22 protein-coding genes and 1 pseudogene are annotated in these 23,762 nt (G+C 63.5%); 13 read left to right on the forward strand and 10 right to left on the reverse strand.

Annotated elements, in window-relative coordinates:
- The first annotated feature begins 123 nt into the window (after positions 1-123).
- From C474_RS07720 to aglF, 3 genes are all read left to right on the forward strand, one after another.
- On the forward strand, positions 124-447 hold the full coding sequence (locus C474_RS07720; protein WP_008385581.1) for a HalOD1 output domain-containing protein: 324 nt from the start codon (positions 124-126) through the stop codon (positions 445-447).
- A gap of 127 nt (positions 448-574) precedes the next feature.
- On the forward strand, positions 575-1,900 hold the full coding sequence (gene glmM, locus C474_RS07725) for a phosphoglucosamine mutase (protein ID WP_008385583.1): 1,326 nt from the start codon (positions 575-577) through the stop codon (positions 1,898-1,900).
- Positions 1,901-2,178: 278 nt separating this feature from the next.
- A complete protein-coding gene (aglF, locus tag C474_RS07730) occupies positions 2,179-2,955 on the forward strand; it encodes a UTP--glucose-1-phosphate uridylyltransferase AglF (RefSeq protein ID WP_008385585.1) in 777 nt (258 codons plus the stop codon).
- Positions 2,956-3,093: 138 nt separating this feature from the next.
- Here the strand turns inward: aglF and C474_RS07735 are convergent, their stop codons facing one another.
- The 4 genes from C474_RS07735 to C474_RS07750 form a co-directional block, all read right to left on the reverse strand.
- Positions 3,094-3,468: a hypothetical protein gene (locus tag C474_RS07735; protein WP_008385587.1), complete on the reverse strand. Its 375-nt coding sequence runs from the start codon at positions 3,466-3,468 to the stop codon at positions 3,094-3,096.
- A gap of 187 nt (positions 3,469-3,655) precedes the next feature.
- Complete coding sequence (locus C474_RS07740; RefSeq protein WP_008385589.1) at positions 3,656-4,951, reverse strand: nucleotide sugar dehydrogenase; 1,296 nt, start codon at positions 4,949-4,951, stop codon at positions 3,656-3,658.
- Complete coding sequence (gene wecB, locus C474_RS07745) at positions 4,948-6,072, reverse strand: non-hydrolyzing UDP-N-acetylglucosamine 2-epimerase (protein ID WP_008385591.1); 1,125 nt, start codon at positions 6,070-6,072, stop codon at positions 4,948-4,950. Before wecB ends, C474_RS07740 begins: the two co-directional genes overlap by 4 nt.
- Before the next feature lie 491 nt (positions 6,073-6,563).
- A complete protein-coding gene (locus C474_RS07750) occupies positions 6,564-6,842 on the reverse strand; it encodes a PadR family transcriptional regulator (protein ID WP_008385592.1) in 279 nt (92 codons plus the stop codon).
- Between the two features lie 444 nt (positions 6,843-7,286).
- On the opposite strand from C474_RS07750, the gene C474_RS07755 reads away from it, so the two are divergent.
- From C474_RS07755 to C474_RS07775, 5 genes are all read left to right on the forward strand, one after another.
- Positions 7,287-7,823, forward strand: coding sequence for a DUF7344 domain-containing protein (locus tag C474_RS07755; RefSeq protein ID WP_008385594.1), 537 nt, complete (start codon positions 7,287-7,289; stop codon positions 7,821-7,823).
- Positions 7,824-8,266: 443 nt separating this feature from the next.
- On the forward strand, positions 8,267-8,884 hold the full coding sequence (locus tag C474_RS07760; RefSeq protein WP_008385595.1) for a DUF7344 domain-containing protein: 618 nt from the start codon (positions 8,267-8,269) through the stop codon (positions 8,882-8,884).
- A 512-nt stretch (positions 8,885-9,396) separates the two neighbouring features.
- Entirely contained in the window at positions 9,397-10,569 is a 1,173-nt protein-coding gene (locus tag C474_RS07765) for a sugar phosphate nucleotidyltransferase (RefSeq protein WP_008385597.1), read from the forward strand.
- A gap of 2 nt (positions 10,570-10,571) precedes the next feature.
- Entirely contained in the window at positions 10,572-12,389 is a 1,818-nt protein-coding gene (glmS, locus tag C474_RS07770; protein ID WP_049916832.1) for a glutamine--fructose-6-phosphate transaminase (isomerizing), read from the forward strand.
- 284 nt (positions 12,390-12,673) lie between these two features.
- The gene (locus C474_RS07775) at positions 12,674-13,162 is read left to right on the forward strand and encodes an ArsR/SmtB family transcription factor (protein ID WP_008385599.1); all 489 of its coding nucleotides are present in this window, start codon (positions 12,674-12,676) and stop codon (positions 13,160-13,162) included.
- Between the two features lie 119 nt (positions 13,163-13,281).
- On the opposite strand, the gene glmU is transcribed toward C474_RS07775, so the two are convergent.
- Positions 13,282-14,478, reverse strand: coding sequence for a bifunctional sugar-1-phosphate nucleotidylyltransferase/acetyltransferase (glmU, locus tag C474_RS07780; RefSeq protein WP_049916833.1), 1,197 nt, complete (start codon positions 14,476-14,478; stop codon positions 13,282-13,284).
- Positions 14,479-14,538: 60 nt separating this feature from the next.
- Positions 14,539-14,745 (reverse strand): hypothetical protein, encoded by a 207-nt coding sequence (locus tag C474_RS07785; RefSeq protein ID WP_008385603.1) that lies wholly within the window; start codon positions 14,743-14,745, stop codon positions 14,539-14,541.
- A 573-nt stretch (positions 14,746-15,318) separates the two neighbouring features.
- Here C474_RS07785 and C474_RS23410 point away from each other — a divergent pair.
- The 3 genes and pseudogenes from C474_RS23410 to C474_RS07795 all read left to right on the forward strand — a co-directional run.
- A pseudogene (locus C474_RS23410) lies at positions 15,319-15,510 on the forward strand (RNA-guided endonuclease TnpB family protein); the annotation flags it as partial.
- 772 nt (positions 15,511-16,282) lie between these two features.
- Positions 16,283-16,462 carry a hypothetical protein gene (locus tag C474_RS07790; RefSeq protein ID WP_049916834.1) on the forward strand — a complete coding sequence of 60 codons (180 nt, stop codon included), beginning with the start codon at positions 16,283-16,285 and terminating at the stop codon, positions 16,460-16,462.
- Positions 16,463-16,496: 34 nt separating this feature from the next.
- A complete protein-coding gene (locus tag C474_RS07795; protein ID WP_008385605.1) occupies positions 16,497-16,703 on the forward strand; it encodes a hypothetical protein in 207 nt (68 codons plus the stop codon).
- Positions 16,704-16,734: 31 nt separating this feature from the next.
- Here the strand turns inward: C474_RS07795 and C474_RS07800 are convergent, their stop codons facing one another.
- Positions 16,735-18,114, reverse strand: a complete 1,380-nt coding sequence (locus C474_RS07800; RefSeq protein WP_008385606.1) for an NAD-dependent succinate-semialdehyde dehydrogenase — start codon at positions 18,112-18,114, stop codon at positions 16,735-16,737.
- Between the two features lie 149 nt (positions 18,115-18,263).
- Between C474_RS07800 and C474_RS22560 the strand changes: the two genes are divergently transcribed.
- Both C474_RS22560 and C474_RS07805 read left to right on the forward strand, forming a co-directional pair.
- Positions 18,264-18,413 carry a hypothetical protein gene (locus C474_RS22560; protein ID WP_008385608.1) on the forward strand — a complete coding sequence of 50 codons (150 nt, stop codon included), beginning with the start codon at positions 18,264-18,266 and terminating at the stop codon, positions 18,411-18,413.
- A gap of 473 nt (positions 18,414-18,886) precedes the next feature.
- Positions 18,887-19,912 (forward strand): glycosyltransferase family 2 protein, encoded by a 1,026-nt coding sequence (locus C474_RS07805; RefSeq protein WP_008385610.1) that lies wholly within the window; start codon positions 18,887-18,889, stop codon positions 19,910-19,912.
- Positions 19,913-19,976: 64 nt separating this feature from the next.
- On the opposite strand, the gene C474_RS07810 is transcribed toward C474_RS07805, so the two are convergent.
- The 3 genes from C474_RS07810 to C474_RS07820 all read right to left on the reverse strand — a co-directional run bounded on the left by C474_RS07810 (position 19,977) and on the right by C474_RS07820 (position 23,714).
- Complete coding sequence (locus C474_RS07810; protein WP_008385611.1) at positions 19,977-20,618, reverse strand: HAD family hydrolase; 642 nt, start codon at positions 20,616-20,618, stop codon at positions 19,977-19,979.
- A 69-nt stretch (positions 20,619-20,687) separates the two neighbouring features.
- Positions 20,688-22,085: a sulfatase gene (locus C474_RS07815; RefSeq protein WP_008385613.1), complete on the reverse strand. Its 1,398-nt coding sequence runs from the start codon at positions 22,083-22,085 to the stop codon at positions 20,688-20,690.
- Between the two features lie 114 nt (positions 22,086-22,199).
- Positions 22,200-23,714: a lipopolysaccharide biosynthesis protein gene (locus tag C474_RS07820; protein WP_049916835.1), complete on the reverse strand. Its 1,515-nt coding sequence runs from the start codon at positions 23,712-23,714 to the stop codon at positions 22,200-22,202.
- Positions 23,715-23,762: the final 48 nt, after the last annotated feature.

The raw sequence follows: 23,762 nt of genomic DNA on the forward strand, positions 1-23,762 counted from the left end.
ACTTTTTGGGACTCATACGGCTCGTGTGAGCGTACGAACCAGGAGCGTTAATATCTATATTAGATATAAAATGGAACAATAACACTTATCTAAAGTCGACCGAACCGAAGAGCGTCCACAGAAATGAGAGCGCAGACCGAGCAGTGGTGGGAGCAACGTATCGACCGCGAGGACGGAGCCGAATCGTACCACATCGCGTACGAGCGTTCGGAACTCGTCAGTACGAACGTCGTACTGAGTATTGCGGCCATCGAGGGCGTCGACCCCACGGGACTCTCGCCGTTAGCGGCGGCCGTGGACCCAGACGCGTTGGACGACCTGATCGGAGGTAACATACGGGGATCCATCTCGTTCCGCTACACCGGGTACGAGGTGACCGTTCACAGCGACGGTCGCTTGGAAGTCGTTCCAAGCGCGGACCTTCCGCGCTGCCAGCACCAAAACTGACGTAGGACCGCCTCCGAGCACGGTTCAGTGGGTATTCATCTCTCAACTCCCGCGAACGCGCACCACGCTAACAGCTCTCGCTTTAGGTGACGCATACCAATGCAGTCACCGCGGCTGACTGTCTCGTATGTTTGGAACGAGCGGTATCCGCGGACCCGTCGGTGAGACGGTGACGGCGGACCTCGCACTCCGCATCGGACAGGCTCTCGCAGTCGACGCCGGGCGGGTCGTTCTCGGCCGGGACGCACGCGTCACGGGAGACGTCCTCTCGGACGCCCTCAGTGCCGGACTTCGGGAATGCGGGACCGACGTGGTCCGCGTGGGTGTTGCGGCGACTCCGACTATCGCGCGGAGCGTCGAGTGGTTCAACGCGGACGCAGGCGTCGCGGTCACCGCCTCGCACAACCCCGCGCCCGACAACGGCATCAAACTCTGGACGCAGTCCGGACAGGCGTTCTCTCCCGAACGGAACGATCGGATCGAAGAGCGAGTGGAGTCTGGCGGTCTCGCGCGCGCGAAGTGGGACGCTCTCGGTCGCGAATACGCCGAGACGAGCGCCGTCGAACGACACACTGACGCGGTCGTCGACGCGTTCGAGACGATGGACGGCGTCAACGCTGTCGTGGACCTCGGTAACGGGACCGGTCGCGTTACCGTCGACGCCCTCTACGAGTTGGGCGCCACGGTGAACACGCTCAACGCGCAGCAGGACGGAACGTTCCCCGCGCGCAAGAGCGAACCGAACGCCGAGACGCTCACGACGCTCCGTCAGACCGTCCCCGCGACGGACGCGAACTTCGGTATCGCCCACGACGGCGACTCCGACCGCATGGTCGCCGTCTCGGACACGGGGGCCTACGTTCCCGGCGACGTTCTCCTCGCCCTCTTCGCGCGCGACGTCGTCTCCGAGGGCGACTCGGTTGCCGTGCCCGTCGACACCAGTCTTCTCGTTGCCGACGTGGTGACCGAGGCGGGCGGTGACGTCGTGTACACCCCGGTCGGGGACGTGTTCATCGCGGAAGCCGTCTCCCGACCCGGGTTCGTCTTCGGCGGCGAACCAAGCGGCGCGTGGATCTGGCCCGACCAGACGCTCGCCCCCGACGGGAACTACGCGGCGCTACGCCTCGCGGACCTCGTCCGCCGGGAGGGACCGCTCTCCGAGCAGGTCGCCGACCTCGACGCCTCGCGCTACGCGACTCGCCGTCTGAACCTCTCTGTCGACGACAAGGAGGGGTCGATGCGGACGCTCAGCGATGCGCTCACCGACGCCTACCAGGACGTCGATACGACGGACGGAGTGCGTGTCGAGACCGATTCGGGGTGGTTCCTCGTCCGCGCTAGCGGCACTGAACCTCTGATCCGCGTCACTGCCGAGGCGCGTGCCGAGTCCGACGCCGACGAACTGGTTTCCGAAGTGAAAAGTATCGTTCAAGACGAAGGAATCGGCGCCTGAACGGCTACAATCCTCCGCCTAACCCTTTCAGGAGTCACGTATTTCTTCTTTTGGCATAATACTATTTATAACGCTATGGCCCATTCGTTTCAGTGTTCAGGCTACGCAGTCGCATTTCGGATGCTCCCGACTCGCTGCCGCGACGCGTTGCCCGAACGACAAGCTATCTGCCTGTAACCCGTTGGCACGGGTTCGACACCGCACATTGGCGGGACGGCGCGGGGGGCCGCGCCGCTATCCGCCCTATAACAATCTACGTTCTAGCCGTGGCTACGATCATGAAAGCAGTTGTACTCGCCGCCGGCAAAGGGACGCGCCTCAGACCGCTAACCGACGACAAGCCGAAGGCACTCGTCGAAGTCGACGGCCGTCCCATTCTCCAGCACTGCCTGGACTCACTCTGTGAACTCGACGCCGAGGAGTTCGTTCTGGTCGTGGGTCATCAGAAAGAACAGATAATCGCTCAGTTCGGCGACGAGTACCGAGGCGTCCCGATAACGTACGCGCACCAGCGCGAAGCGCTGGGTCTCGCGCACGCGGTCCTCACGGCTGAGGAGTACATCGACGACGACTTCATGCTGATGCTCGGAGACAACATCTTCAACGCGAACCTCGAAGAGGTCGTCGCCCGCCAACACGACGACCACGCAGACGCGGCGTTCCTCGTCGAGGAGGTACCGTGGGAGGAGGCGTCCCGATACGGCGTCTGCGTGACGAACGACCGTGGTGATATCACCGAAGTCGTCGAGAAACCCGACGAACCCGAGTCGAACCTCGTGATGACCGGCTTCTACACGTTCTCGCCCGCCATCTTCCACGCCTGTCACCTCGTCCAACCGTCCGACCGCGGCGAGTACGAACTCCCCGACGCCATAGACCTACTCATCCAGTCGGGACGGACCATCTCTGCCGTCCTCTCCGAGGGTTGGCGCGTCGACGTCGGCTACCCCGAGGACCGAGACCGCGCGGAGCGACTCGTCCGTGCTGAACGCGGCGAGGTCGAGGACGAGTCCGACCAAGAGGCTGAGTCGGAACTCCCCGCCGAGGACAACTGAGTCGTCACTCTTCGACCTTTCTTATCGACCCGCTGACAGCGTCCCAACCGAAGCGTTCGCTTGGTTTCGGGCGGTGAGCAGACCTTCGTCGAGCGTCGTGCCACACCACCGTGTCCGCTGTTGTCGGGACTCGACGGTTCAGGCCACGTGCTCGCCGTCGAGGAACGCCGATGCGGGTCCCTTGATGCGGATGTCGGTCAGATTGCCGATGATCCGGTACTCGCGAGGTTTTTCCAGCACCGCGTCCTCGGCGCTCTTGCCGAGACCCGGGAAGTCAGCGCCGCCGTCGGCCGACTCGATAACACCGTCCACCGTCGCCTCGAAGGTGGCGACGCTGTCGCCGGTCGGTCGAATCGTGAGGTGCTGTTCGTCGTTCGTCTCCGAGGCGTGCTCCGTCCCCACCGTCCCCGGCGATGGAGTCCCCACGGAGCTCGTCTCGTAGAGATTCTGCCGCATTAGTTCGTATTCGACCTCGGATTCGGCACCCGGGCCGTCGTCGTTGTCACATCCCATACTTATTTCTCTGGCATTAAAGAAATAAGTCTTGTGGTAATATCGGTATGGGTGCCGCTGAAAGTGGCAATTTCGGGTCTTTCAAAGTTTCTTGAATAGAGAGATGAGCGGAATATCTACTCCCCTCTATACTATCTTTAAGGAGGCATTATTCACAACTTCCGGCCGGAGGTGCGAGCGTTTGTGCTCAGATTTCGATGTACTCGAAGCCGGCGTCACGCCAGGCGTCGCCGTCGAGGAGCGAAAAGCCGTCGAGGACGACGTTGCCGTCCATCAACTCGGCCGCCTCGACGGGATCGATGTCGCGGAAGGCATCGTGTCCTGCCGACACGACGGCGGCGTCTGCGCCCGCCAGCGCCGTTTCGAGGTCGAACAGGTCTATCGCCTCGCTCTCGACGTGCGGGTCGTGGACGCGGATGTCCATCGCTTCGCCGGTCGCACGACCGCCGTCCGCGGCGGCCGTACTGGTTTCTTCGGCGTTCGAGGCGGCGAGTCGTTCGACCAATCGCAGACCGGGGCTGTGACGCGCGTCGTCGACGTTGCCTTTGTAGGCGATTCCGAGAACGGCGACGCTCGCACCGTCGAGCGCCCCGAGGCCGTCTTCGAGCAGTTCGACGACGAAGTCGACCATCCCGTCGTTGACCCGGCGTGCGCTGGCGATGAGATCCAGCGAGTCGGAAAACTGCCCGAGGAACCACGGGTCGATCGGGAGGCAGTGACCGCCGACGCCGGGTCCGGGGTTGAGGATGTCGACCCGCGGGTGGACGTTCGCCAGTTCGATCGCGTCGCGCGAACGGATACCGTAGTCGCCGGCCACGCGCGCAAGTTCGTTGGCGAACGCGATGTTCACGTCGCGGTAGGCGTTCTGCGAGAGCTTCACGAACTCCGCTGTCGTCGCGTCGGGCGCGCGGTGGATGGTACCCTCGACGAGCGGTTCGTACAGCGCGATGGTCTCGTCGGTCGACCGCTCGTCGATACCGCCGATGATGCGGTCGTTGTGGACGAGTTCGTGAGTGATGTTCCCCGGGAGTACCGTCTCCGGGCAGTGCGAGAGCGAGAAATCCTCGCCCGGCGTCAGCTCCGACGCCGCGAGGATGGGTGCGAGTACCTCTTCGGTCGTTCCCGGCGGCACGGTGGATTCGAGGATGACCATGTCCCCTTCGCGGAGGTGCTCTGCGACGGTCCGGCCGGCCATCTCGACGTATGCGAGGTCGGCGCGCTTGGACTCCTCCTCGTAGGGCGTCGGGACGCAGATGATGTGACAGTCGGCCTCGACTACCTCGTTCGAGGGTTCGAAGCCGGCGTCGAGCGCATCGAGCACGTACTCGCGGAGGTCGTCCTCGGTGGTCAGCGGTTCGCCCGCGCGCAGGTCCTCGACGAGACTTTCGTCGGGGTCGTAGCCGACCACGTCGTGGCCGTTGTTCGCGAACAGTGCCGCCGTCGCCAGTCCGATGTAACCTATTCCGTGTACACAGATCTTCATGTGGGGACCTCCGTCGCGTCGGGTTCCGTCCCGGCGGCGAGCGTGTCGAGTATCCGTTCCGCCGCCCGACCGTCCCCGAACGGGACGTCCCAGCCGGCGGGCTTTCCGAGCATCGTCGACCCCGCCTCGACGACGTCGTCGGGGTCGAGTCCGGCCAGGCAGTTCGCACCCACGTAGGCCGTCTCCGGGCGCTCCGTGCTGTAGCGTAGCGTCACGCACGGCGTCCCGAGGATGCACGTCTCCTCTTGAACGCCGCCGGAGTCGGTGAACGCCAGCGCGGCGGCCGACTCCGCGCGCAGGAAGTCGAGGAAATCGAGCGGCTCGACCGTTCGGATCTCTTCCGGCACGGACAGGTCGAACTCGTCGAGGCGGGACTGCGCGCGCGGGTGGATAGGGTAGACGACCTCGCGGTCGGTCTCTCGGGCGAACCGGGAGACGCCCTCCAGCAGTCTTGCGAAGTTGTCCCGGTCGTCGACGTTCTCCGCGCGGTGGGCGGTGAGGAGGTAGAACTCGTCTTCTTCGACGCCGAGTTCGGCGAGGATATCGCTCTTCTCGGCGGCGAGTTCGCGGTACTCGTACAGCGAGTCCACGATGGTGTTTCCGGTGACGACGATCCGACCGTCGACCGACTCGCGTTCGAGGTAGCCCTTCGTCTCCTTTGTCGGCGGGAAGAGGTAATCGGAGATGTGATCGGTCACGACGCGGTTGACCTCTTCGGGCATGTCGCGGTCGAAACTCCGCAGGCCCGCCTCGACGTGGCCGACGGGCACGTTCGACTTCGCGGCCGCGAGGGCGCCCGCGAGGACGGAGTTCGTATCTCCCTGCACGAGAACGACGTCCGGGGCGTGTTTCTCGAGGATGTCCTCGATGCCTTCGAGCATCCGACCCGTCTGCTCGCCGTGCGAACGCGAGCCGATCTCGAGGTTGTAATCCGGTGCGGGGAGTTCTAACTGATCGAAGAACACCTGGTCGAGATCGTCCGAGTAGTGCTGTCCCGTGTGGACGAGCAGGCAGTTCACGTCGCGGCGGTCGCACTCCTTGATGAGGGGCGCGCACTTGATAATCTCCGGCCGCGTGCCCAGGACGATAGCCACCTGTGACGCCTCGCCGTCGGTCGTCATCGGTGACCCCGGACCGGACGCCGGGCGCACGCGGCGCCGCCGTCGGTTCGTTCGACCGCGTTCCTGTGAGTGTTCATGTATCGTTCTCTACCCTATCGGGGGTCCCGTACGGGCTTTGTTATAGGGAACCTGTATGCGCACAGAACACTCGGAATCACGAGACTGCGCCCCCGAGACGACGTTCTTCGGCATCCTCCCCCCTCCCGCCAGAAATCGGGTTCGGCATCGTTTGACACGGCGGTCGGCATCGACGTACCGGAGCAGTGCCGAAGTCGAGCGGTGTCGGTCCTATGCCGGGTCCGGGGATGGTGCGGGGGTGACGGTCCGGAGTGACATCGAGCGCGGTAGGCCGTGTGAGCCGTCGCTCACGCGACTCGTTTTCGACGGGACGGGTTCGAAGAACTGTCCGTCGCTCAAGCACGCGGCTACGGGACTGCGTTCGGTTGCTGGAGTAAGAGTGAGGTCGCAGCGCCGGTTCGTTCGTACCGGCGCTATTCGTCTAGGGAGACGTACTGATTCTCCCATCGTCGCCGTTCCCGGATTGCTTCTTCTCCGGTTTCGGAAATCGTGTAGTAGTTCGTGCGCCTGTCCTGTTGACCCTTGTCGACGAGGCCGTCCTCGACGAGTGCGTCAAGGTTCGGATACAACCGACCGTGGTTGACTTCTCCGACGTCCTTGCCGATTCGCTCTTTTATCTCCTGACCGGACGGACGGTCAGAGCCTGCGATTACGTACAGGAGGTCCCGCTGAAAGCCTGTTAACTCGAACATCTCGGATTCGAGCCATCATTTGTCCCCATGTGGTATTGTTAGCCACCGGTATACGTTCGGTGTCCGTGTATTAACATCGCTCCTAGGCTTCGGTTTCCCCCCTTCTTTTCTATCTTTCGTCACCTCTACGACTAATGACGGGATTTATTCCGCACTGTTTCAACTGAACGTATCCGACAGTCAGCGGGCGCACGGTGTCGGCTCCCGGGTGGAACGCGGCCGGTAGTCGCCGCAGTAACGGCATAAGTAAGTCGATAACAAAGATAGTGAGTCGAATACATTCACCCGACGATTTGCATCGGCAGTCGCGGGCGCGCGGGATGAGATACGCCTGACACGAAATGAGATGATCAATCTATCCAAAGACGAGCTGTTCCGTATNCCCGACGATTTGCATCGGCAGTCGCGGGCGCGCGGGATGAGATACGCCTGACACGAAATGAGATGATCAATCTATCCAAAGACGAGCTGTTCCGTATACTCAGTAACTCTCGTCGTCGTTACATCATCTACTATCTCCACGAAGCTGGAGACGAGATGAGCCTGAAGCAGTTGGCCGCCCGAATCGCGGCCGTTGAAAACGGCACATCGGTGGAGGATGTAACGGACGAGGAGCGACAGCGAGTGTACATCTCGCTGTATCAGACACATCTCCCCAAACTGGAGGAGGCGGGAATCGTCTCGTACGACGACGAAGAGCGCATCGTCGCGCTCACGGACGAGATCGCGAAAGAGGGATTCTTCTGGATGCAGACCGAGGACGACTCCCGATCGTGGGCGACCTACTACGCCGCACTCGGCGTCGTCGGGTGGTTGGCCATCCTCGCGCGGGTGATCGCACTCCCCGTCGTCGCGACGGTACCCTGGTTCGCCATCGCCGCCCTGATTTCGACCGCGTTGCTGGCGCTCGTGGGGGTCCAGTACGTCACCGAGTCAAGCGGCGACGACACCAGCAATTCCTTCGAGACGCTTATCGAGTGAGTACCGGGTGGTCGGGCAGCGTCCGACGACCGCCTCCTCGATAATTTTCACATTATCTGCTATCATCCCCAGCATTTGCATTCGCTGCGACTCGCCTGCAGACCGAGAGTCCCGGATCGCTGAGTCGTGGTGATTTGACTTCTCACCCCGGATATCGCCCTAATCCGGGGTCGTTAGCAGTTTGGTTCCTTCGCAGCAGTTGATTAACCCTCCGAGATTCACGTTTAAAAAATACTCTTCCAGCGCGAATGGAAGCAGATACTGCAACTGAAAGGCAGGTATATGAAGGACGCTGTAGAAGGTGTAGTTGACCTCTCGTGCGGGTCGAACCAGCGACGTTAGGATGCCACCCACCGCGGACCAATCGGGAAATATCAAATTAACCTGGTGGATGGCGCCGAAGACCGCCGCAACGGTACTCTCAGCGAGAGGGAGGTAGGCAGATGGCACTCGAAACACTCACCCAATCCGACGCGAAAGACGCCTCGACCCCCGAGGCGGACGCAGAAACCGAGCAGCAGGAACAACAGGAGGAAGAGGTTCAAGAACTCCTCTCGAAGGACACCATCTTCGAGCTTCTGAAGAACCAGCGTCGCCGTGACGCGATTCAGTACCTCAAACAGAACGACGGCGAAGCGCAACTCGGCGACATGGCCGAGTTCATCGCCGCGAAGGAGAACGACATCGACATCGCACAGCTGTCGTCGAGTCAGCGCAAGCGCGTGTACATTGGACTCTACCAGTGTCACCTTCCGAAGATGGCCACCTCGGGCGTCATCGACTTCGAGAAGAACCGCGGTGACATCACGCTGAAGCCGACGGCCGAGCAACTCGAACCGTACCTCGGTGACTCGACGCCCGAGACAGACGACGCAACGGCTTCGACGTCGAAGCGAAACGCCGCCGTCGCGGGCGCCGTCGGTATCGGCGTCGCGGCCGGTCTCCTCGGCGTCCCCGGTTTCGCGCTCGTCCCCGACGCGGCGTGGGCAGTCTTGAGCACTACGGCGCTCGTAGTCCTCACCGCGATGGAGACTTACCGCCAGCACGAACTCGACGACTGAGCAGTCCGGTTCGGTTCGATACCTTTCCTTCGATTTTTCCCACACTCTCCAGCCGAAGCGCTCGCTGCCACGTTTGAGTCGTCCGCGCTCTCAGTCGGATGTGCGGCGAACACCCCTCGAAGGATCCCCCTTTCGGGAGCCTCACCCCTAGGGGTCATGGTTCCGTCCCCTCGGTCATCGGGACTGGATAGCACTCCTCACTGACCTGCGTCGTCCCATCCGCTCGTTCCTTCTTTCGATCTTGTCGTTCTCTCTTCTGTTATTGTGTCTGACGACAGACAGGGCTCGTTAGATAAGATTAGTGACTAATTGTTCGCTATACCGGCGTTTCAGGCTCTTAAACACCTGCATCAGGGAGTGTATTCTCGGACAGGGGCGGCGACAACGGTTCATTGCGGGTAAAAAACGCTGCCTATAACAATGCCCGTTCGGAGCATTACTGTGAGTATGCCACTACGCTCCGCCCCGCCGAGCGGCACGACGCGGGTTCGCCCGTGCCAGGAGGTACACGGATGAGCGAGATCCGAGAGGCGGTCGTCCTCGCAGCGGGCGAGGGCAAGCGACTCCGTCCGCTCACGAAGTACCTCCCGAAGCCGATGATGCCCGTCGCGAACCGGCCAGTCGTGGACTACGTTCTCGACGCGCTCGTGGAGAGTGGCATCGAACGCATCGTCGTCGTCGTCGGCTATCGCGGGGACCGCATTCAGACGCACCTCGCCGCGACGTACAACGACGCCGACATCGAGTTCGTCCAACAGCCGTCGCGCCTCGGGAGCGGTCACGCGCTCATGCAGGCGGCCGACACCATCGATGGCGACTTCATCGTCGTCAACGGGGACAGCATCATCGACACAGACATCGTGTCGTCGACGCGGGAGCGGTACGAATCGACGGACTGCGCCGCCACCGTGGCGGTCGCACACTCGGACACGCCCGAGGAGTACGGCGTGGTCATCACCGACCGCGGCCTCATCGCAGACATCGACGAACATCCCGTCGAACGCGAGGGATATCTCGTCAACGCGGGCGTGTACGCGTTCGACAGCTCGGTGTTCGACGCCCTCAACCGAACCGACCCGTGGCAGGGGGAGATTCGGCTGACGGATGCCATCGAGCATCTGGACGGTCCGGTCACGTCCATCCTCGTCAACGGCGGCTGGCTCGACCCCTCGACGCCCTGGCAGTTGCTCTCGGTTTCCGAGACGCTGCTCGGACGCCAGTACGGATCCGACGTGTACGTCGCCGACTCGGCGCGCGTCCACGAATCGGCCGTCGTCGAAGGGCCGGTCGTCATCGGCAAAGATTGCGACGTCGGTCCCGGTGCGGTTATCCGTCCGGGCACGTGTTTACAAGATAACGTCCACATCGGGGCCAACGCCGTCGTCGAGCGTTCCATCCTCTCGACGGACGCGCACGTGGGAGCGAACGTTCTCCTGCGCGACTCCGTCGTGGGACCGGGCGCCCGCATCGGCGACTGCGTCGCCTCCCCGGGCGGACGAGCGGACGTCGTCGTCGACGGCCGCCTTTACACGAACCGCAGAATCGGAAGCATCATCGCCGACCGCGCCACGGTCGGTGCGAACGCGACGTTAACGGCAGGTAGCAGCGTCGGCGCCGAAGCCACCGTCGGTGCCGGCGTAGTCGTGGACGGAACCGTCCGCGAGAAGTCTGAGGTGGCAGCTTAACAATGTGTGGAATTACCGCGTGCATCGGGCAAGACGATTCGGTTGAACCGCTGTTGAACGGTCTGCAGAAACTCGAATACCGGGGGTACGACTCCGCCGGTGTCGCAGTCAAAAACGGGAGCAAGATCCAACTAGACAAGAAAGTCGGCGAGGTGTCTGAACTGGTCGCGTCTATCGAGTCCGACCCCATCTCGGGCAACCTCGGTATCGGCCACACCCGGTGGGCCACCCACGGCGGCGTGACCGACGACAACGCGCACCCGCACACCGACGAGTCGGGTCGCGTCGCCGTCGTTCACAACGGCATCATCGGGAACTACCAGTCGCTCCGCAAGGAACTGGAATCGCGCGGGCACTCCTTCGTGAGTGATACGGACACCGAAGTCGTTCCCCACCTCATCGAAGAGGAACTCAACAACGGTGCGACCGCCGAGGAGGCGTTCCGCTCGGCTATCGCCCGCCTCTCGGGCACGTACGCCATCGCAGCCATCGTCGACAACGACGAGGCCATCTACGCGACGCGCTCGGGGTCGCCGCTCTGTCTCGGTATCGGACCGGGTCAGTACTTCCTCGCCAGCGACGTCCCGGCGTTCGTCCAGCACACCGACCAGGTCGTCTATCTCCACGACGGTGACTTCGTCGCCATCGAACCCGACGGCTACGAGATCACGGACGGGGCGGGTCGGTCCGTCTCCCGCGAGGTCCAGCGCGTCGAGTGGAGTGCCGAGACGGCGAGCAAAGGCGGCTACGAGCACTTCATGCTCAAAGAGATTCACGAGCAGCCCGGTTCGCTCCGCAACACCATCCACGGTCGGCTGAACGCGCTGACGGGTACCGTTGAACTCGACGAGTTCCCCCCGGAGTCGTTCGCGGACGTCGACCAGGTGCAGTTCGTCGGCATGGGTACATCTTACCACGCCGCGATGTACGCCTCGTCGATGCTCTCCTCGCGGGGCGTCCCGGCGTACGCGTTCCAAGCCGGCGAGTACGGGCTGGTCCGACCGCCCGTCACCGAGGGGACGCTCGTCATCGCAGTCACGCAGAGCGGTGAGACGGCCGACACGCTCGACGCCATCCGTCGCGCGCAGAGCGCCGGCGCGGACACCGTCGCGGTCACCAACACCGTCGGCTCCTCCGTCACGCGCGAGTGCGACGACACGCTCCTCATCCGCGCCGGCCCCGAAATCGGCGTCGCCGCGACCAAGACGTTCTGTTCGCAGGTCACGGCGCTGTCGCTCCTCGGAGAGCGTCTGGTCGAGGACATCACCGGCACCCGGACCTCCGACGGCCGCGACTTGGTCGAGGCGCTCTCGCGACTCCCGGGTCACGTCCAGGAGATTCTCGACACCTCCGTCGCGCCGGCGCTGGCACAGGAACTCGAGGACAGCGACTCGTACTTCTTCATCGGTCGGGGCATCGCCCACTCGGCCGCGCTGGAGGGTGCGCTCAAGTTCAAAGAGATCACCTACGAGCACGCGGAGGGCTTCGCCGCCTCGGAACTCAAGCACGGACCGCTGGCGTTGGTCACGCCGAACACGCCGGTGTTCGCGCTCTTCACCGGCTTCGAGGACGAGGCAACGCTCAGCAGCATGAAGGAGGTGCAGGCTCGCGGCGCGCCCGTCATCGCGGTCACGAGCAAGACGGACAGCGAGATAGCGGAGTTCGCCGACTACGTGCTCTCCATCCCGGAGACGCACCCCGACGTCGCCGGCATCCCCGCCAGCGTCCAACTCCAGTTGGTCGCCTACCACGCCGCCGACCTGCTCGACCGACCCATCGACAAGCCGCGCAACCTGGCGAAGTCGGTCACGGTTCACTGAACGTCGAGACGCACGCCACCGCGTCGGCCTGACCTTCCGGTTGCGACGCGCACCGGCGGAACGTACGGAATTTTCAGTGACAAACCGGACTGACCACCCAAAAATACTGTATAATGTGACCTTTAACTCCGAGAACGCGTCTACGACGGTCGCTCGCAGTTTTTGAAGCTGGTTCTCAACTCCGCGTAAGGGGAGCTTACGCCGACCGGTACGTTCGGACTACTGTAAGGAGAGATCCGGTATGCAGTGATTACATAAGGTGGGTAGTCCCGATAGATATTCCTATGGCAGCGAGCACACATTGGGTCGCATCGTCGTCCCTCCTCCTCGAGGAGGTCGAAAGTGATGACCTTCTCGACGCACTCGGCGACGAAGTTGCACGCGAGATTCTCGTCGCGGGCAAAGAAGGGCCGGTCACGGCGGAGGAGTTGGCAGACTCCTGCGGCGTCTCCGAGTCCACCATCTACCGTCGCCTGGACCGCCTGAACGAACTCGGCCTCGTCGAGCGCTGCAATCCGCTCCTCAGCGCCTCGAAGGGTTCCTACCAGACTCGCATCGACGGGCTCTCCCTCTCCGTCGACGAGAACGGTATCGGTATCCAGCAGGGTCCCAGCGACTCCAAACTCGACGCGATGGAGACGGTCCTCGACGTCGTGGACGTTCAACACGTGAACTACGACGCCGAGGAGGATCTCGTCGACGTACAGTTCAAGCTCGACCCCGAACTGTTCGAGACGTTCATGCGCGTCTACGGTCGGAAGCGCGACCGCTAGCGTCGGCCGAATCGTTCCCTTTTCCCTTCACCGGGAGACGCGCGGCGTGGCCCCCCACGTTCGCGCACCGTCGTTCGTCAGAGAGTCACAGCGAGCGTCCGCGTCAGGCGCTTCGAACCTCAGCGGTCCCGGGTGACCGACTCGCCCGGCATCACAGTCGCCTCGGGCGACAGTACGACGCCGGCGTTGAGACTGCTGTTGATCCCCGTTTTCACGCCGTCTCCGACGATGACGCCGAGCTTTCGGCGGCCCGTGTCCACGCGACGCTCCTTCACGGTCAGCGTCACCGTCTCGCCGTCGTGGCGGAGGTTGGCGACTTTCGTTCCCGCGCCGAAGTTCACGTCGCGGCCGAGGACGCTGTCGCCCGCGTACGAGAGGTGGCCGACCGTCGCGCCCTCCATGAGGATGCTGTTTTTCACCTCGACGGCGTGGCCCACTTTCGCGTTCGGTCCGACGACCGTCGCGCCGCGGACGTAGGCGTTCGGCCCCACGGACGCGCCGGACTGGACGAGCGCCGGACCGTCGATGACGACGCCTGAGCGCACTACGGCGCCCTCCTCGACGACGACCGGCCCGTTCAGTTCGGCGTCCTCGCTCACCTCGCCGTCGATGCGAGTCTCTATCTCCTCGAGTTTCCACTCGTTGGCCTCCAAGAGTTCCCACGGGCGACCGACGTCCAGCCATCGGTCGAACGCGACGGGTTGCACCTCGTAGGACTCACACGCCCGCGAGAGCACGTCGGTCAGTTCGAGTTCGCCGCGTTCGGACGCCTCCACGTCGAACAGCCACTCGTGTGCCTCCTCGGGGAAGACGTACGCTCCGGCGTTGATCAGGTTCGACGGCGGGTCGCTCGGCTTCTCGACGACGCCGGTGACGTTGCCCTCGTCGTCGGTCTCTAACACGCCGTAGGAAGTGGGGTCGTCCACCTCGAAGGACCCCACCGCGGGACCGCCGTCGTAGAGGTCCGAAAGCGACGGCACGTCGTAGAGCGCGTCGCCGTTCAGAACGGCGAACGACCCGCTTTCGAGCACTTCCAGCGCCGACCGGACGGCGTCGGCGGTGCCGAGTTGTTCCTCCTGCACCGCGTATTCGACCGATACGCCCGCGTACTCCTCGCCGAAGAACGAACGCACGTCGTCGGCCTCGTATCCGACGACGAGAACGAGTTCCGTCGCGCCGGCCTCGACGGCGGCGTCGACGGTGTGCGCGACGAGGGGCTTTCCGGCTACAGGGAGCATCGGTTTGGGCCGCGCGTCGGTCAGCGGCCACATTCGGGTACCAACGCCGGCGGCTAAGACTNAGACTACGGTCTGCATACGTCCCCTACGAAGAAGCACGGAAAATCTATTTGTTGACTATGGAGTCTCGCCGTCGGATTAGGCGGCGTCTACTGTATCCATAACGAGTTCGAGTGCCACACGCGAGTGCCCTTCCGCGATGAGGGTCCACGCGCTGTCGGCCACCCGGTCGTTGATCCGCCCCGACTGTTGGAGGCCGGTCACGATACCGGGAACTTCGCTCTCGAACCATTCGGCGAACGCGTCGAGAGGCTCGACGTAGCTTCGTTCATCCGACGTACTCACTGTCGGCACCTCACATGGTGACCGAACGCAACGTTCTGGTCCATGAATCATGTACACGATAGTCACACATAGTTACTATCTCGACTCCGTGCTTAACAGCGGCCTAGCGGTTTCGAACCCAGACTCAATCGGTATTCCTCTGGAAATCGGTAACGTAAACCGCTGGATGCTTTCGCGGGGAGCTAGCTGTCTCGTGACCGTCGTCCGATACCGACCGAGAGCAAACGTGTCGGCCCTCGGGTTCGACCGCTCGACGCGGAACCAGTCCGGTAACCGAAAGGAAAAATCCGTATCGAGCGGATGTCGTCACCCGCTTCGATCACAGTCCGGACACAGCGTCGTCACGGAGAGAGCCATCGTTCCGGTCACTTGCCGGGAAATCGGTGCACCGCACTGCGTGCAGCGCGGTTGGCTCGTGTCGCTTTGAGTCATCGCGTCCTCTCCTACGCCCGCACGCCGTATGGTTATAGGGTCACTGCGAAGTGCCGGTTAGCGCCCGGACTAAGATGCTCTTTTCTGACATTCTCTCCGTTCGATAGAACTACCCGGACTGCGCGGGCGGGTCTCGGGTCGTGTGGGAGAGAGCGAGAAATGAATCGGGCGGAGCGTGGCCTGTACGTCCGTGAGTCGTGCGGTGTGACGATGAACGTGGACGTGAACTGTGGGGCGAATATTCGCAGAAAGATAACTCGGAATCCCCCTACGGGGGTTACGAGTAACGGTCGTGTGACACGGCCAGCAATTCACCTGTTAAATCAAACTTCCCGCGTTGGCAAGACACGTCGTGTCTCGTCCGCCCACCAGAAAGCACTGGGTTCCGGGGACGTCTTTAGGCGCGGGAGGATGTCAACCGACGGGTGCACGGTCACCGCGGGCCGTCCTGACAGCCCGGACGAGCACTTAAACGAACCCCTTAGCGCAACTAAACCGGGAATTGAACCCGCTCGGTCGTCGCTCGTCCCGCCCTGCGAACGGCCGGACGGAGAGTAAATCCACCGAGTCCTCGATACCTCGGTTTTCGCTTTCGGTCGGTTCGTTTTCTCTTCATGGTCCCCGACCAGTCGTATCCGTGACGACCGACGGCTGTTTCTCCCCGGCCGGTTCAAAGAGTACCGTTCCGTCCTGTCTTCCTTGTGTGATTTCTATGTGACTTTCACTAACAACTGTATGTCTGTAATGACCTCCCTTCGACCCTTCACAGACGGGCGTCGTTCGGAGTCGGGACTGAGTCCACTCGGCGCCAGTTTTGCTCCCTACTCTTTACCGGCCTTCTCGCAACCGTGATCGATTTTTGCAATATATACGGCTTACACTGTCAAGCAGTAGTCTAATACTGTCTATCGAAGAGTACCAGCTATGCGACACGAAACGTCCGGGAGCGGAAGGGCGAGATTCGGGCGAGAGGCTACCTTCGGAGCGCCGTGTTCGGCCGGTCACCGTCGGTCTCACATGCTCTCCGGAGGAGGAGAGACGACGCGGGGTACCGTACGGGGACTCGCCGAACAGGACGGTGCGGCGACCCCAGTGGGGTGGTCGGATGTCGAGTGACGAACGGTCGGCGGCGCTTACCCGTCTCAAGTGCGCGGAGTGCGGGGTCATCCTCGGCAGTCGTCTCCTCTCGGACGTGGTCCTCCCGTCGCCGGACGGCCCGGGCGGCCGCCTCCGCTGTCCGGCCTGCGGATTCGTGAACCACGTTCCGCGGTCGAGGACGACCTAAAGAGTTATTATATCTCGTGGCACACGCTAACACGATGCCACGACTCGCGTCCAATCCGCTCGCCCGCCTCTTCGGCCGCACCGACTCCGGACCCGAACCGTGTCCGTCGTGCGGGTTGCTCCTCGGGAGGGGTGGCGACGCCTCGTATCACTGTGACGTGTACGGCGCCGCGCGCGTCGAACGCTGTCCCGAGTGCGAGGAGACGCTCTCGGTCCGCTCTATCGTCCCCACGGCCATCTGACGCCGAGCGCGGGCGCGCGAAACTCCTTCCTCTACTCGTCGCCGACGCCGTGCTGGACGAACACCGTCTTTCTGTTCACGAACTCGTGGATGCCTTCGACGCCGAGTTCGCGGCCGTAGCCCGACTGCTTCACGCCGCCGAACGGCAGACGGGGGTCGGACTTGGTGAGTTCGTTGACGAACACCGCACCGGATTCGACGTTCGCGGCCACGTCCTTCCCGCGTTCGAGGTCCTCGGTCCAGACGCTCCCGCCGAGTCCGTACTGCGAGTCGTTCGCCAGCGTTATCGCTTCCTCCTCGCTCTCGACGCGGAAGACGGAGGCGACGGGGCCGAACAGTTCCTCGCACTCGCCGGGGGAGTCGCGCGGCACGTCGGTCAGCACCGTCGGGGGGTAGAAGTACCCCTCCCGGTCCATCGGTTCGCCGCCCGTCTCCACCGTCGCGCCCATCTCGACCGTCTCATCGACCTGTTCTTGGAGGTCAGACATTAGGTCCTCTCGGGCCTGTGGACCGACGTTCGTCTCCTCGTCCATCGGGTCGCCCACGTCGAGCGCTTCCATCTCCTCGACGAACTTCTCGACGAACTCGTCGTACACGTCTTCGTGGACGATGAACCGCTTGGCGGCGATGCAGGACTGCCCGGAGTTGATGGTCCGCGCCTGCGCCGCCGTCTCGGCCGCCGCGTCCAACGGCGCGTCGTCGAGGACGATGTAGGGGTCGCTCCCGCCGAGTTCGAGGACGCTCTTCTTCAGGTTCCTGCCGGCCTGTTCGGCGACGGCGCGCCCGGCGGGTCCACTCCCCGTCAGCGTGACCGCGCGCACTCTGTCGTCGGCGATGATATCCTCTATCTGGTCGGAGCCGACGAGCAGCGACTGGAAGACGTCCTCGGGGTAGCCGGCGTCGCGCAGCACTTCCTCGATGGCCAGCGCGCACCCCGGCACGTTCGAGGCGTGCTTCAACAGGCCCACGTTCCCAGAGGTCAGATGCGGGGCCAGAAAGCGGAACACCTGCCACAGGGGGAAGTTCCACGGCATGACCGCGAGAATCGGGCCCAGGGGGTCGTAGCGAACGTAGGTCTCCGCGTCCTCCGGTCCCTTCACCGTCTTCTCCTGGAGGTGCTCGCCCGCGTGTTCGGCGTAGTAGTCGCACACCCACGCGCACTTTTCGACTTCCGACCGCGCCTGCGAGATGGGCTTGCCCATCTCCTCGGTCATCAACTCGGCGTACTTCTCCTCGTTCTCGCGGAGCACCTCGCCCGCGTCCGCGAGCAGTCGGCGGCGGTCGGTGAGCGACCGTTCCTGCCACCCCTCGAAGGCGTTCTCCGCGCGAGACAGCGCCTCCTCGACGTCCGCCTCGTCGTGTTCGTCGTACTCCTCTCGAACCGATTCGGTGTATGGGTTGACGCTCTGCATGATGAGTCTCCCTACCGAACATCTCGGACGGAGCGGGCATAACTCTCGGGGCCGCTCCGAGCGTCTCGCCGCAGTCTGTCGATTCGACTCCCCCGCCTTCCGCTTAGCTGGCCGTCATTTTTACCACCGAACTCCGCGTTGCATGCCCTGTGTCGTATCAAACCACCGTCGGTTGGTCGCTCATCACGTCCGGTATCGTGACGCTTCTGCTGGCCTATCTCCCGTACCCGTCGTTCTACTGGGGAATCGGACTGCTCGTACTCGGCATCGTCGTCTTCGTACTGCGACGACTGTCCTGAGCCGTCGGGTGCCGAATCGACTCGGGACGACCGCTCGATCCGACCGACGAACTCCGGCCGAGTTTGCACTGACTGCTCACTGCGACTCTACGCGCGGTTACGAACTGAATAACTCGGTTCAGGGACCGAGGTACGGGTGATTGTTGCCGAATGATCCCCGACAAACAAATCCTGATTCCGCTCACGCATAAGTCTAATATGTAGAATATCTCCAAGTATAACCAATCGGCGGCGGGAGGAACGGACCGAAAAGTCTGTAGTCGTCCGATGACCGCCCGAGGCGAGGGTGACTCCCGCCGGTTCGGCCGCATTCCGAACGACGTAACGAAGCCGTATCGAGGAAAACTAGGGCATAACAAAGTCTCTCTCCGCCTGATTTGTAAACGAAGGCCGCATCGGCGGCGTCGACCCTCCAACCGTACGGCGTTCGGTGTTCGGTCGGAGCGCCACCACGGGGACGGCCACCGAGAACTATGTACAAAGGAAAACGAATCGCAGTCGTCGTACCAGCCTACAACGAGGAGGGGTTCGTGGGGCGAACCATCGAGAACGTTCCCTCCTATGTCGACCGAATATACGCCGTCGACGATGGATCGACCGACGGCACCTGGGGAGAGATCCAAGCCACGGCGAGTCGATTGAACGAGTCACCGTGCGACCCAATCGCCGCCGATGGCGGCTACCGGGAGGGGGCGCGCGTCGTCCCCGTTCGACACGGACGCAACAGCGGCGTCGGCGCGGGTATCAAGACCGGCTACTACCGCGCGATGGAGGACGACGCCGACATCGTCGCCGTGATGAACGGCGACGCGCAGATGGACCCCACGGTGCTCCCGGACTTTCTCGACCCCTTGGCCGAGGGACGGGCGGACTACGCCAAGGGCGACCGGATCAGTCGCCGGGAGAACGTCGGCGAGATGAGCAGATGGCGGCTGTTCGGCAACAAACTGCTCACGCGCCTCACTAACCTCTCCAGCGGGTACTGGAAGACGATCGACTCGCAGAACGGCTACACCGCCGTGACGGTGGAGATGCTCGAACGCATCCCCTTAGAGGAGGTGTACGACCAGTACGGCTTCCTCAACGACATGCTCACGACGCTGAACCTCAACGACGCGCGCGTCGTGAACGTCCCGCACCGGGCGGTGTACGGCGAGGAACAGAGCGGAATCGTCTACCGGCGGTTCGTCCCGAGTCTGTCGGGACTGCTGCTTCAGAACTTCCTCCGTCGTCTCTATCACCGCTCGCGGGAGCGCTCGTACCAGCCAGCGGTGGTCGCTTACGTGGTCGGGATGGTGGGGATGCTCCTCGGCGCCGCAGCGACACTTCGAGGGGTCTCGCGCGCAGTGCGCCGACGGGACGACGCCTCTCTGCTTCGGTCGCTCGGGGGGTTCCTCCTCGGTGCCCTCGCGTTCGTGGCCGGAACGTTCCTCGACCGACGCGCCAACGCGCCGCTGGAGTTGGGCTTCGAGACCGACATCCCGGAGTACGACGACTGAGCGACCCGATCCTCTTTTTCCTCTCGATCACAGGGCTCCTTTCTCCGCTTCGCTCCCGCCGAAGTCAGTCCAACAGGGCGAGCAGGAGCGTCGCTAGCGTCTCGGTATCCTCGGCGGCGACCGTCGCGTCCGGTCGGTCATCGGGACCGACGTACACCGTCTCGAACCCGTGCTCGCGGCCGGGGACGATGTCCGCCTCGTAGTCGTCGCCGATCAGGACGAACGTGTCGGCGGGCAACCGCTCTTTCGCCGTCTCGAACATCTCCGCCTCGGGTTTCCGCGCTCCAACCTCGCTCGAGACGACGAGTTCGTCCACCCACTTGTCGAGTCCGAGCACCTGCAGTTTGCGCCGCTGTACCGTCTCGTTTCCGTTCGTGAGTACCCCGATATCGTGTCTACGGGAGAGGATATCGAGGAGGTTCCTGACCTCGGGCGCGACGCGCGCGGAGGTCACCTCGGTACGCACGAACGCCGCCGCCAGCATCTCCGGCCGACCGAGCAGGTCGTACTCCTCGCAGACGGCCTCGAAGGCGCGCTCGTACGGGTCGGCGGCGTACGCGTCGAGGGCGGCGTCGAGTGCGTCGGAGAACGCGGCCGTCATCTCCGCCGTCGTCTCCGCCGGGACGGACTGGTCGAACCACGCCGCGAAGGGGAGCGCGTAGCTCACGAGAGTGCCGTCTAGATCGAAGTAGACGCTCGTCGTCATCGTCCCATCGACGGTCCGTATCGGAAAAACAGTTTCCGCCGCTGTCGTCGATTCCTGGCCATCGTCAACTTAGAGATACCCGAGGTCTTCGAGGTGAGACGCCATCGACTCGTCGAACTCGGCGCGTTCTTCCCGCTCGGAACGCGGGAGTCCGTAGGCGTTCATCCACGCCTCGTACTTCTCCGCCAGTTCCGCTCGCGCGTCGGGGCGTTCGGCGGCGACGTCTATCACCTCGTCGGGAAGTGCAAACAGTTCCTCGCCGTCGTCGCCGCGCTGGTAGCGGTAGTCGTCCGTCCGAAGGCTGGTCAGGTCGCCGGCGTGGTAGCGCGAGGGATCGAACGAGGCGTCTCGCTCTCCGATGATGTCCATCTTGTGCGCGTGGCGTCGGCCACCCCGTTGCGTGACGGCGAACTCGCGCTCCTCTTCCCGCAGGTCGATACCGGCCGGTACGTCGGCGTCGACGCCCGCCTCGGCGAGCACCGTCTTCATCGCGTCGGCGTGCTGGACGAGTTCGTCGCGGGTCCCCGCCAGACCGTCGACGCCGGCGACGACGAGGGGGACGTGCGAGACGGCGTCGTCGGCGACGACCATGTGCGCGAGCATCCCCTTCTCGCCGAACAGTTCGCCGTGGTCGGAGGTGACGACGACGATGGGGTCGTCCAACTCCTCGGAGGCGCACTCGACGATACGCCCGAGTATCTCGTCGACGTAGCGAATGCTCGCGTCGTACATCGCGTACAGGGCGTCCCACTCGTCTTCGGCGAACGGCGCGCCGCGGGCGATGTAGCCGTGAAGGTCGTCGGACATCTCCATGGCGAACGCCAGCGCCTCCTCGACGGACATCTCGAAGCCGTCCGCATACAGGTCCTGGTACGGCTTCGGCGGATAGTAGGGGTGGTGGCTGTCCCCGAGGTGGACGTAGAGAAACAGATCCTCGTCGTCGCGGGCCGCCTCGCGGATGCGTCGTCGCGCGATGGCGTCGCTCAGGTAGCCGATGGAGTGCTTCGCGGTGTCCGTCGTGTACCCCGCGGAGTGGGAGTTCAGTTTCGTGAGATACCGCAGTACCGTCGGGACGCCGGCCTCCTCCAGCAGCGTCGACTTACCGAGGTACTGGAACCGGTCGAACCCGCGCGCGAGGCCCGTCGCCTCGCTCAACTGCGGATTCGGCGAGACGCAGACCGTCCGGTACCCCGCCCGCCGGAGCGCTTCCGGAACGGTGGGGACGTCGCCGGAGAGGCGCGCCTCCTGCGACCAGGTCCGGTGCGCCGAGGAGGACAGCCCGGTGAGAATCGACGCGCTCGACGCCCGCGTCCAGATATCGTGGGAGAAACAGTTCGTGAACGCCGCGCCGTCGCCGCGGTCCGCGAGCGACCGAAGGAAGGGCGTCGTATCGCGATGGTACCCGCCGAGAGAGGTGTGGTCCTGACGGACGCTCTCGAGGGTGATCCAAACGATGTCGCGTGACATTTGACGAGGTGTACGTGCGACTCCACCGTATTAATTCGTCAGCGGCTAACGCCGAATCGGTCGGGCGGAGGAGGCGTCACCGTTCGTCGCTCGGCCGTCCTCCGAGGTTTTATCTCAGCGGCGGGCGCTGGCGACGATGCCCCGGATGTTGCTGCTGATCCCCCACTGGAACCACCGCTCGATGAGGGCGACCATCGCCACGTAGACCACCGCGCCGACGGCGATGTTGATGACGAGTTCGGCTATCGAGGGGAGTTGGAGGGCGGCGTCGACGTACCAGACGACGCCGGCCATGACCGAACTCGCGACGATCGGATAGCTCATCTCGCGCACCGTCTCGAACGGGCTGACGTTCAGCATCGAGGAGGCGAGGTAGATGTCGAGCGGCATCATCGGGAAGATGTAGATGGCGGTGACGACGGCGGCGGTGCCGGCGATGCCGTACCCCCACATCACCGTCACCGGGTAGATGGTGACGGCGATGAGGAGCACCCGGAGGCCGCCGAGTTTCGCCAGGATGTCCGGCCGGCCCGTCGCCTTCCAGATGGGACCGAACGTCTGGCCGAGGGCGCGGAGGAAGCCGTAGACGGCGAGAATCTGCATCGGGAGGATCATCTCCGTCCACTGCTCGCCGAGGAACACCAACACGAAGTCGGGGGCGACGACGGCGATACCGAAGGCGACGGGCGCGGAGATGAAGGCGTTCACGCGGAGCGTCTTCTTGAACGCGTCCCGCAGTTTCGCGGTGTCGTTCTGGAGCTTCGAGAACGCGGGGAACATGACGCTGGAGATGACGCTCGTCAGTTCGGTCGCCGGCGCGTTCGAGAAGCGGTACGCGTACTGGTAGAACGCCAGCGGCGCGGTGCCGAGAAACGCGCTGACGAAGGCGTCATCGCCCTCGCTGTAGAGGAAATAGAGGATGGAGGAGCCGGTTATCCACTTGCCGTAGTTGATGAGTTTGCCCGCGGACTCGCGGCTGAAGCTGAGGTTCGGCCGGTACTCGTGTAGGAGGTAGGACCCGCCGAGTCGGACCACGTCGGCCGCCACGTAGCCGGCGGCGAGCGACATCGCCGTCGGTTCGACGAGCGCCCACCCGATGGCGACGACCACCGTCGCGACGTCGCCGCCGACGCGGTAGACGAACTGCTTGTGGAAATCGAGGTTCTTCTGGAAGTACACCATCCCGGGGTTTCGGAACCCGAGCAACAGCGGCGAGACGCCGATAACGCGGATGAGCGTCGTCGTCTCGCTTATCAGATCGTCGCTGAGGATGTTGGCGATGAAGGGCGCGGCCGCGTACAGCACCGAGAAGATGAGCAGACCGCGGGCCATCTCGAGTATCCACACCGTGTTCAGGTGCTCGTCGACGTTCTCGTTCTCGTCTTGGACGAGCGCGGCGTTCAGTCCCACGTCGGTGAACTTCTGGACGCCGCTCAGCGCGAGGAGCGCGACGCCGACCAACCCGATCTGTTTCGGACCGATGAGGCGCGCCAGGACGACGAGCATCGCCAACTGCAGGACCCGACCGAAGGCGTTCTGTCCCATCGCCCAGATGGCGCCCTTGACCACGCGTTCGGTGGTCCCGCCGGAGGGAATGAGACGACTGAGAAGCTCGCGGAGCCGGCTCACCACCGACCCTCCGCGTACACACGAAATTCCATTCTCGTTCTAGGACGG

The sequence above is a fragment of the Halogeometricum pallidum JCM 14848 genome, assembly GCF_000337095.1.
Lineage (GTDB): Archaea > Halobacteriota > Halobacteria > Halobacteriales > Haloferacaceae > Halogeometricum > Halogeometricum pallidum.

Coding starts and splice junctions, on each gene's coding strand:
- C474_RS07760 (WP_008385595.1), top strand. CDS start 8,267: ATGGCACTCGAAACACTCACCCAATCCGACGCGAAAGACGCCTCGACC.
- C474_RS07765 (WP_008385597.1), top strand. CDS start 9,397: ATGAGCGAGATCCGAGAGGCGGTCGTCCTCGCAGCGGGCGAGGGCAAG.
- aglF (WP_008385585.1), top strand. CDS start 2,179: ATGAAAGCAGTTGTACTCGCCGCCGGCAAAGGGACGCGCCTCAGACCG.
- C474_RS07810 (WP_008385611.1), bottom strand. CDS start 20,618: ATGACGACGAGCGTCTACTTCGATCTAGACGGCACTCTCGTGAGCTAC.
- C474_RS07750 (WP_008385592.1), bottom strand. CDS start 6,842: ATGTTCGAGTTAACAGGCTTTCAGCGGGACCTCCTGTACGTAATCGCA.
- C474_RS07720 (WP_008385581.1), top strand. CDS start 124: ATGAGAGCGCAGACCGAGCAGTGGTGGGAGCAACGTATCGACCGCGAG.
- C474_RS07735 (WP_008385587.1), bottom strand. CDS start 3,468: ATGGGATGTGACAACGACGACGGCCCGGGTGCCGAATCCGAGGTCGAA.
- glmM (WP_008385583.1), top strand. CDS start 575: ATGTTTGGAACGAGCGGTATCCGCGGACCCGTCGGTGAGACGGTGACG.
- C474_RS07800 (WP_008385606.1), bottom strand. CDS start 18,114: ATGCAGAGCGTCAACCCATACACCGAATCGGTTCGAGAGGAGTACGAC.
- C474_RS07790 (WP_049916834.1), top strand. CDS start 16,283: ATGTCGAGTGACGAACGGTCGGCGGCGCTTACCCGTCTCAAGTGCGCG.
- glmS (WP_049916832.1), top strand. CDS start 10,572: ATGTGTGGAATTACCGCGTGCATCGGGCAAGACGATTCGGTTGAACCG.
- C474_RS07795 (WP_008385605.1), top strand. CDS start 16,497: ATGCCACGACTCGCGTCCAATCCGCTCGCCCGCCTCTTCGGCCGCACC.
- C474_RS07740 (WP_008385589.1), bottom strand. CDS start 4,951: ATGAAGATCTGTGTACACGGAATAGGTTACATCGGACTGGCGACGGCG.
- C474_RS07815 (WP_008385613.1), bottom strand. CDS start 22,085: ATGTCACGCGACATCGTTTGGATCACCCTCGAGAGCGTCCGTCAGGAC.
- C474_RS07805 (WP_008385610.1), top strand. CDS start 18,887: ATGTACAAAGGAAAACGAATCGCAGTCGTCGTACCAGCCTACAACGAG.
- wecB (WP_008385591.1), bottom strand. CDS start 6,072: ATGACGACCGACGGCGAGGCGTCACAGGTGGCTATCGTCCTGGGCACG.
- C474_RS07775 (WP_008385599.1), top strand. CDS start 12,674: ATGGCAGCGAGCACACATTGGGTCGCATCGTCGTCCCTCCTCCTCGAG.
- C474_RS07755 (WP_008385594.1), top strand. CDS start 7,287: ATGATCAATCTATCCAAAGACGAGCTGTTCCGTATACTCAGTAACTCT.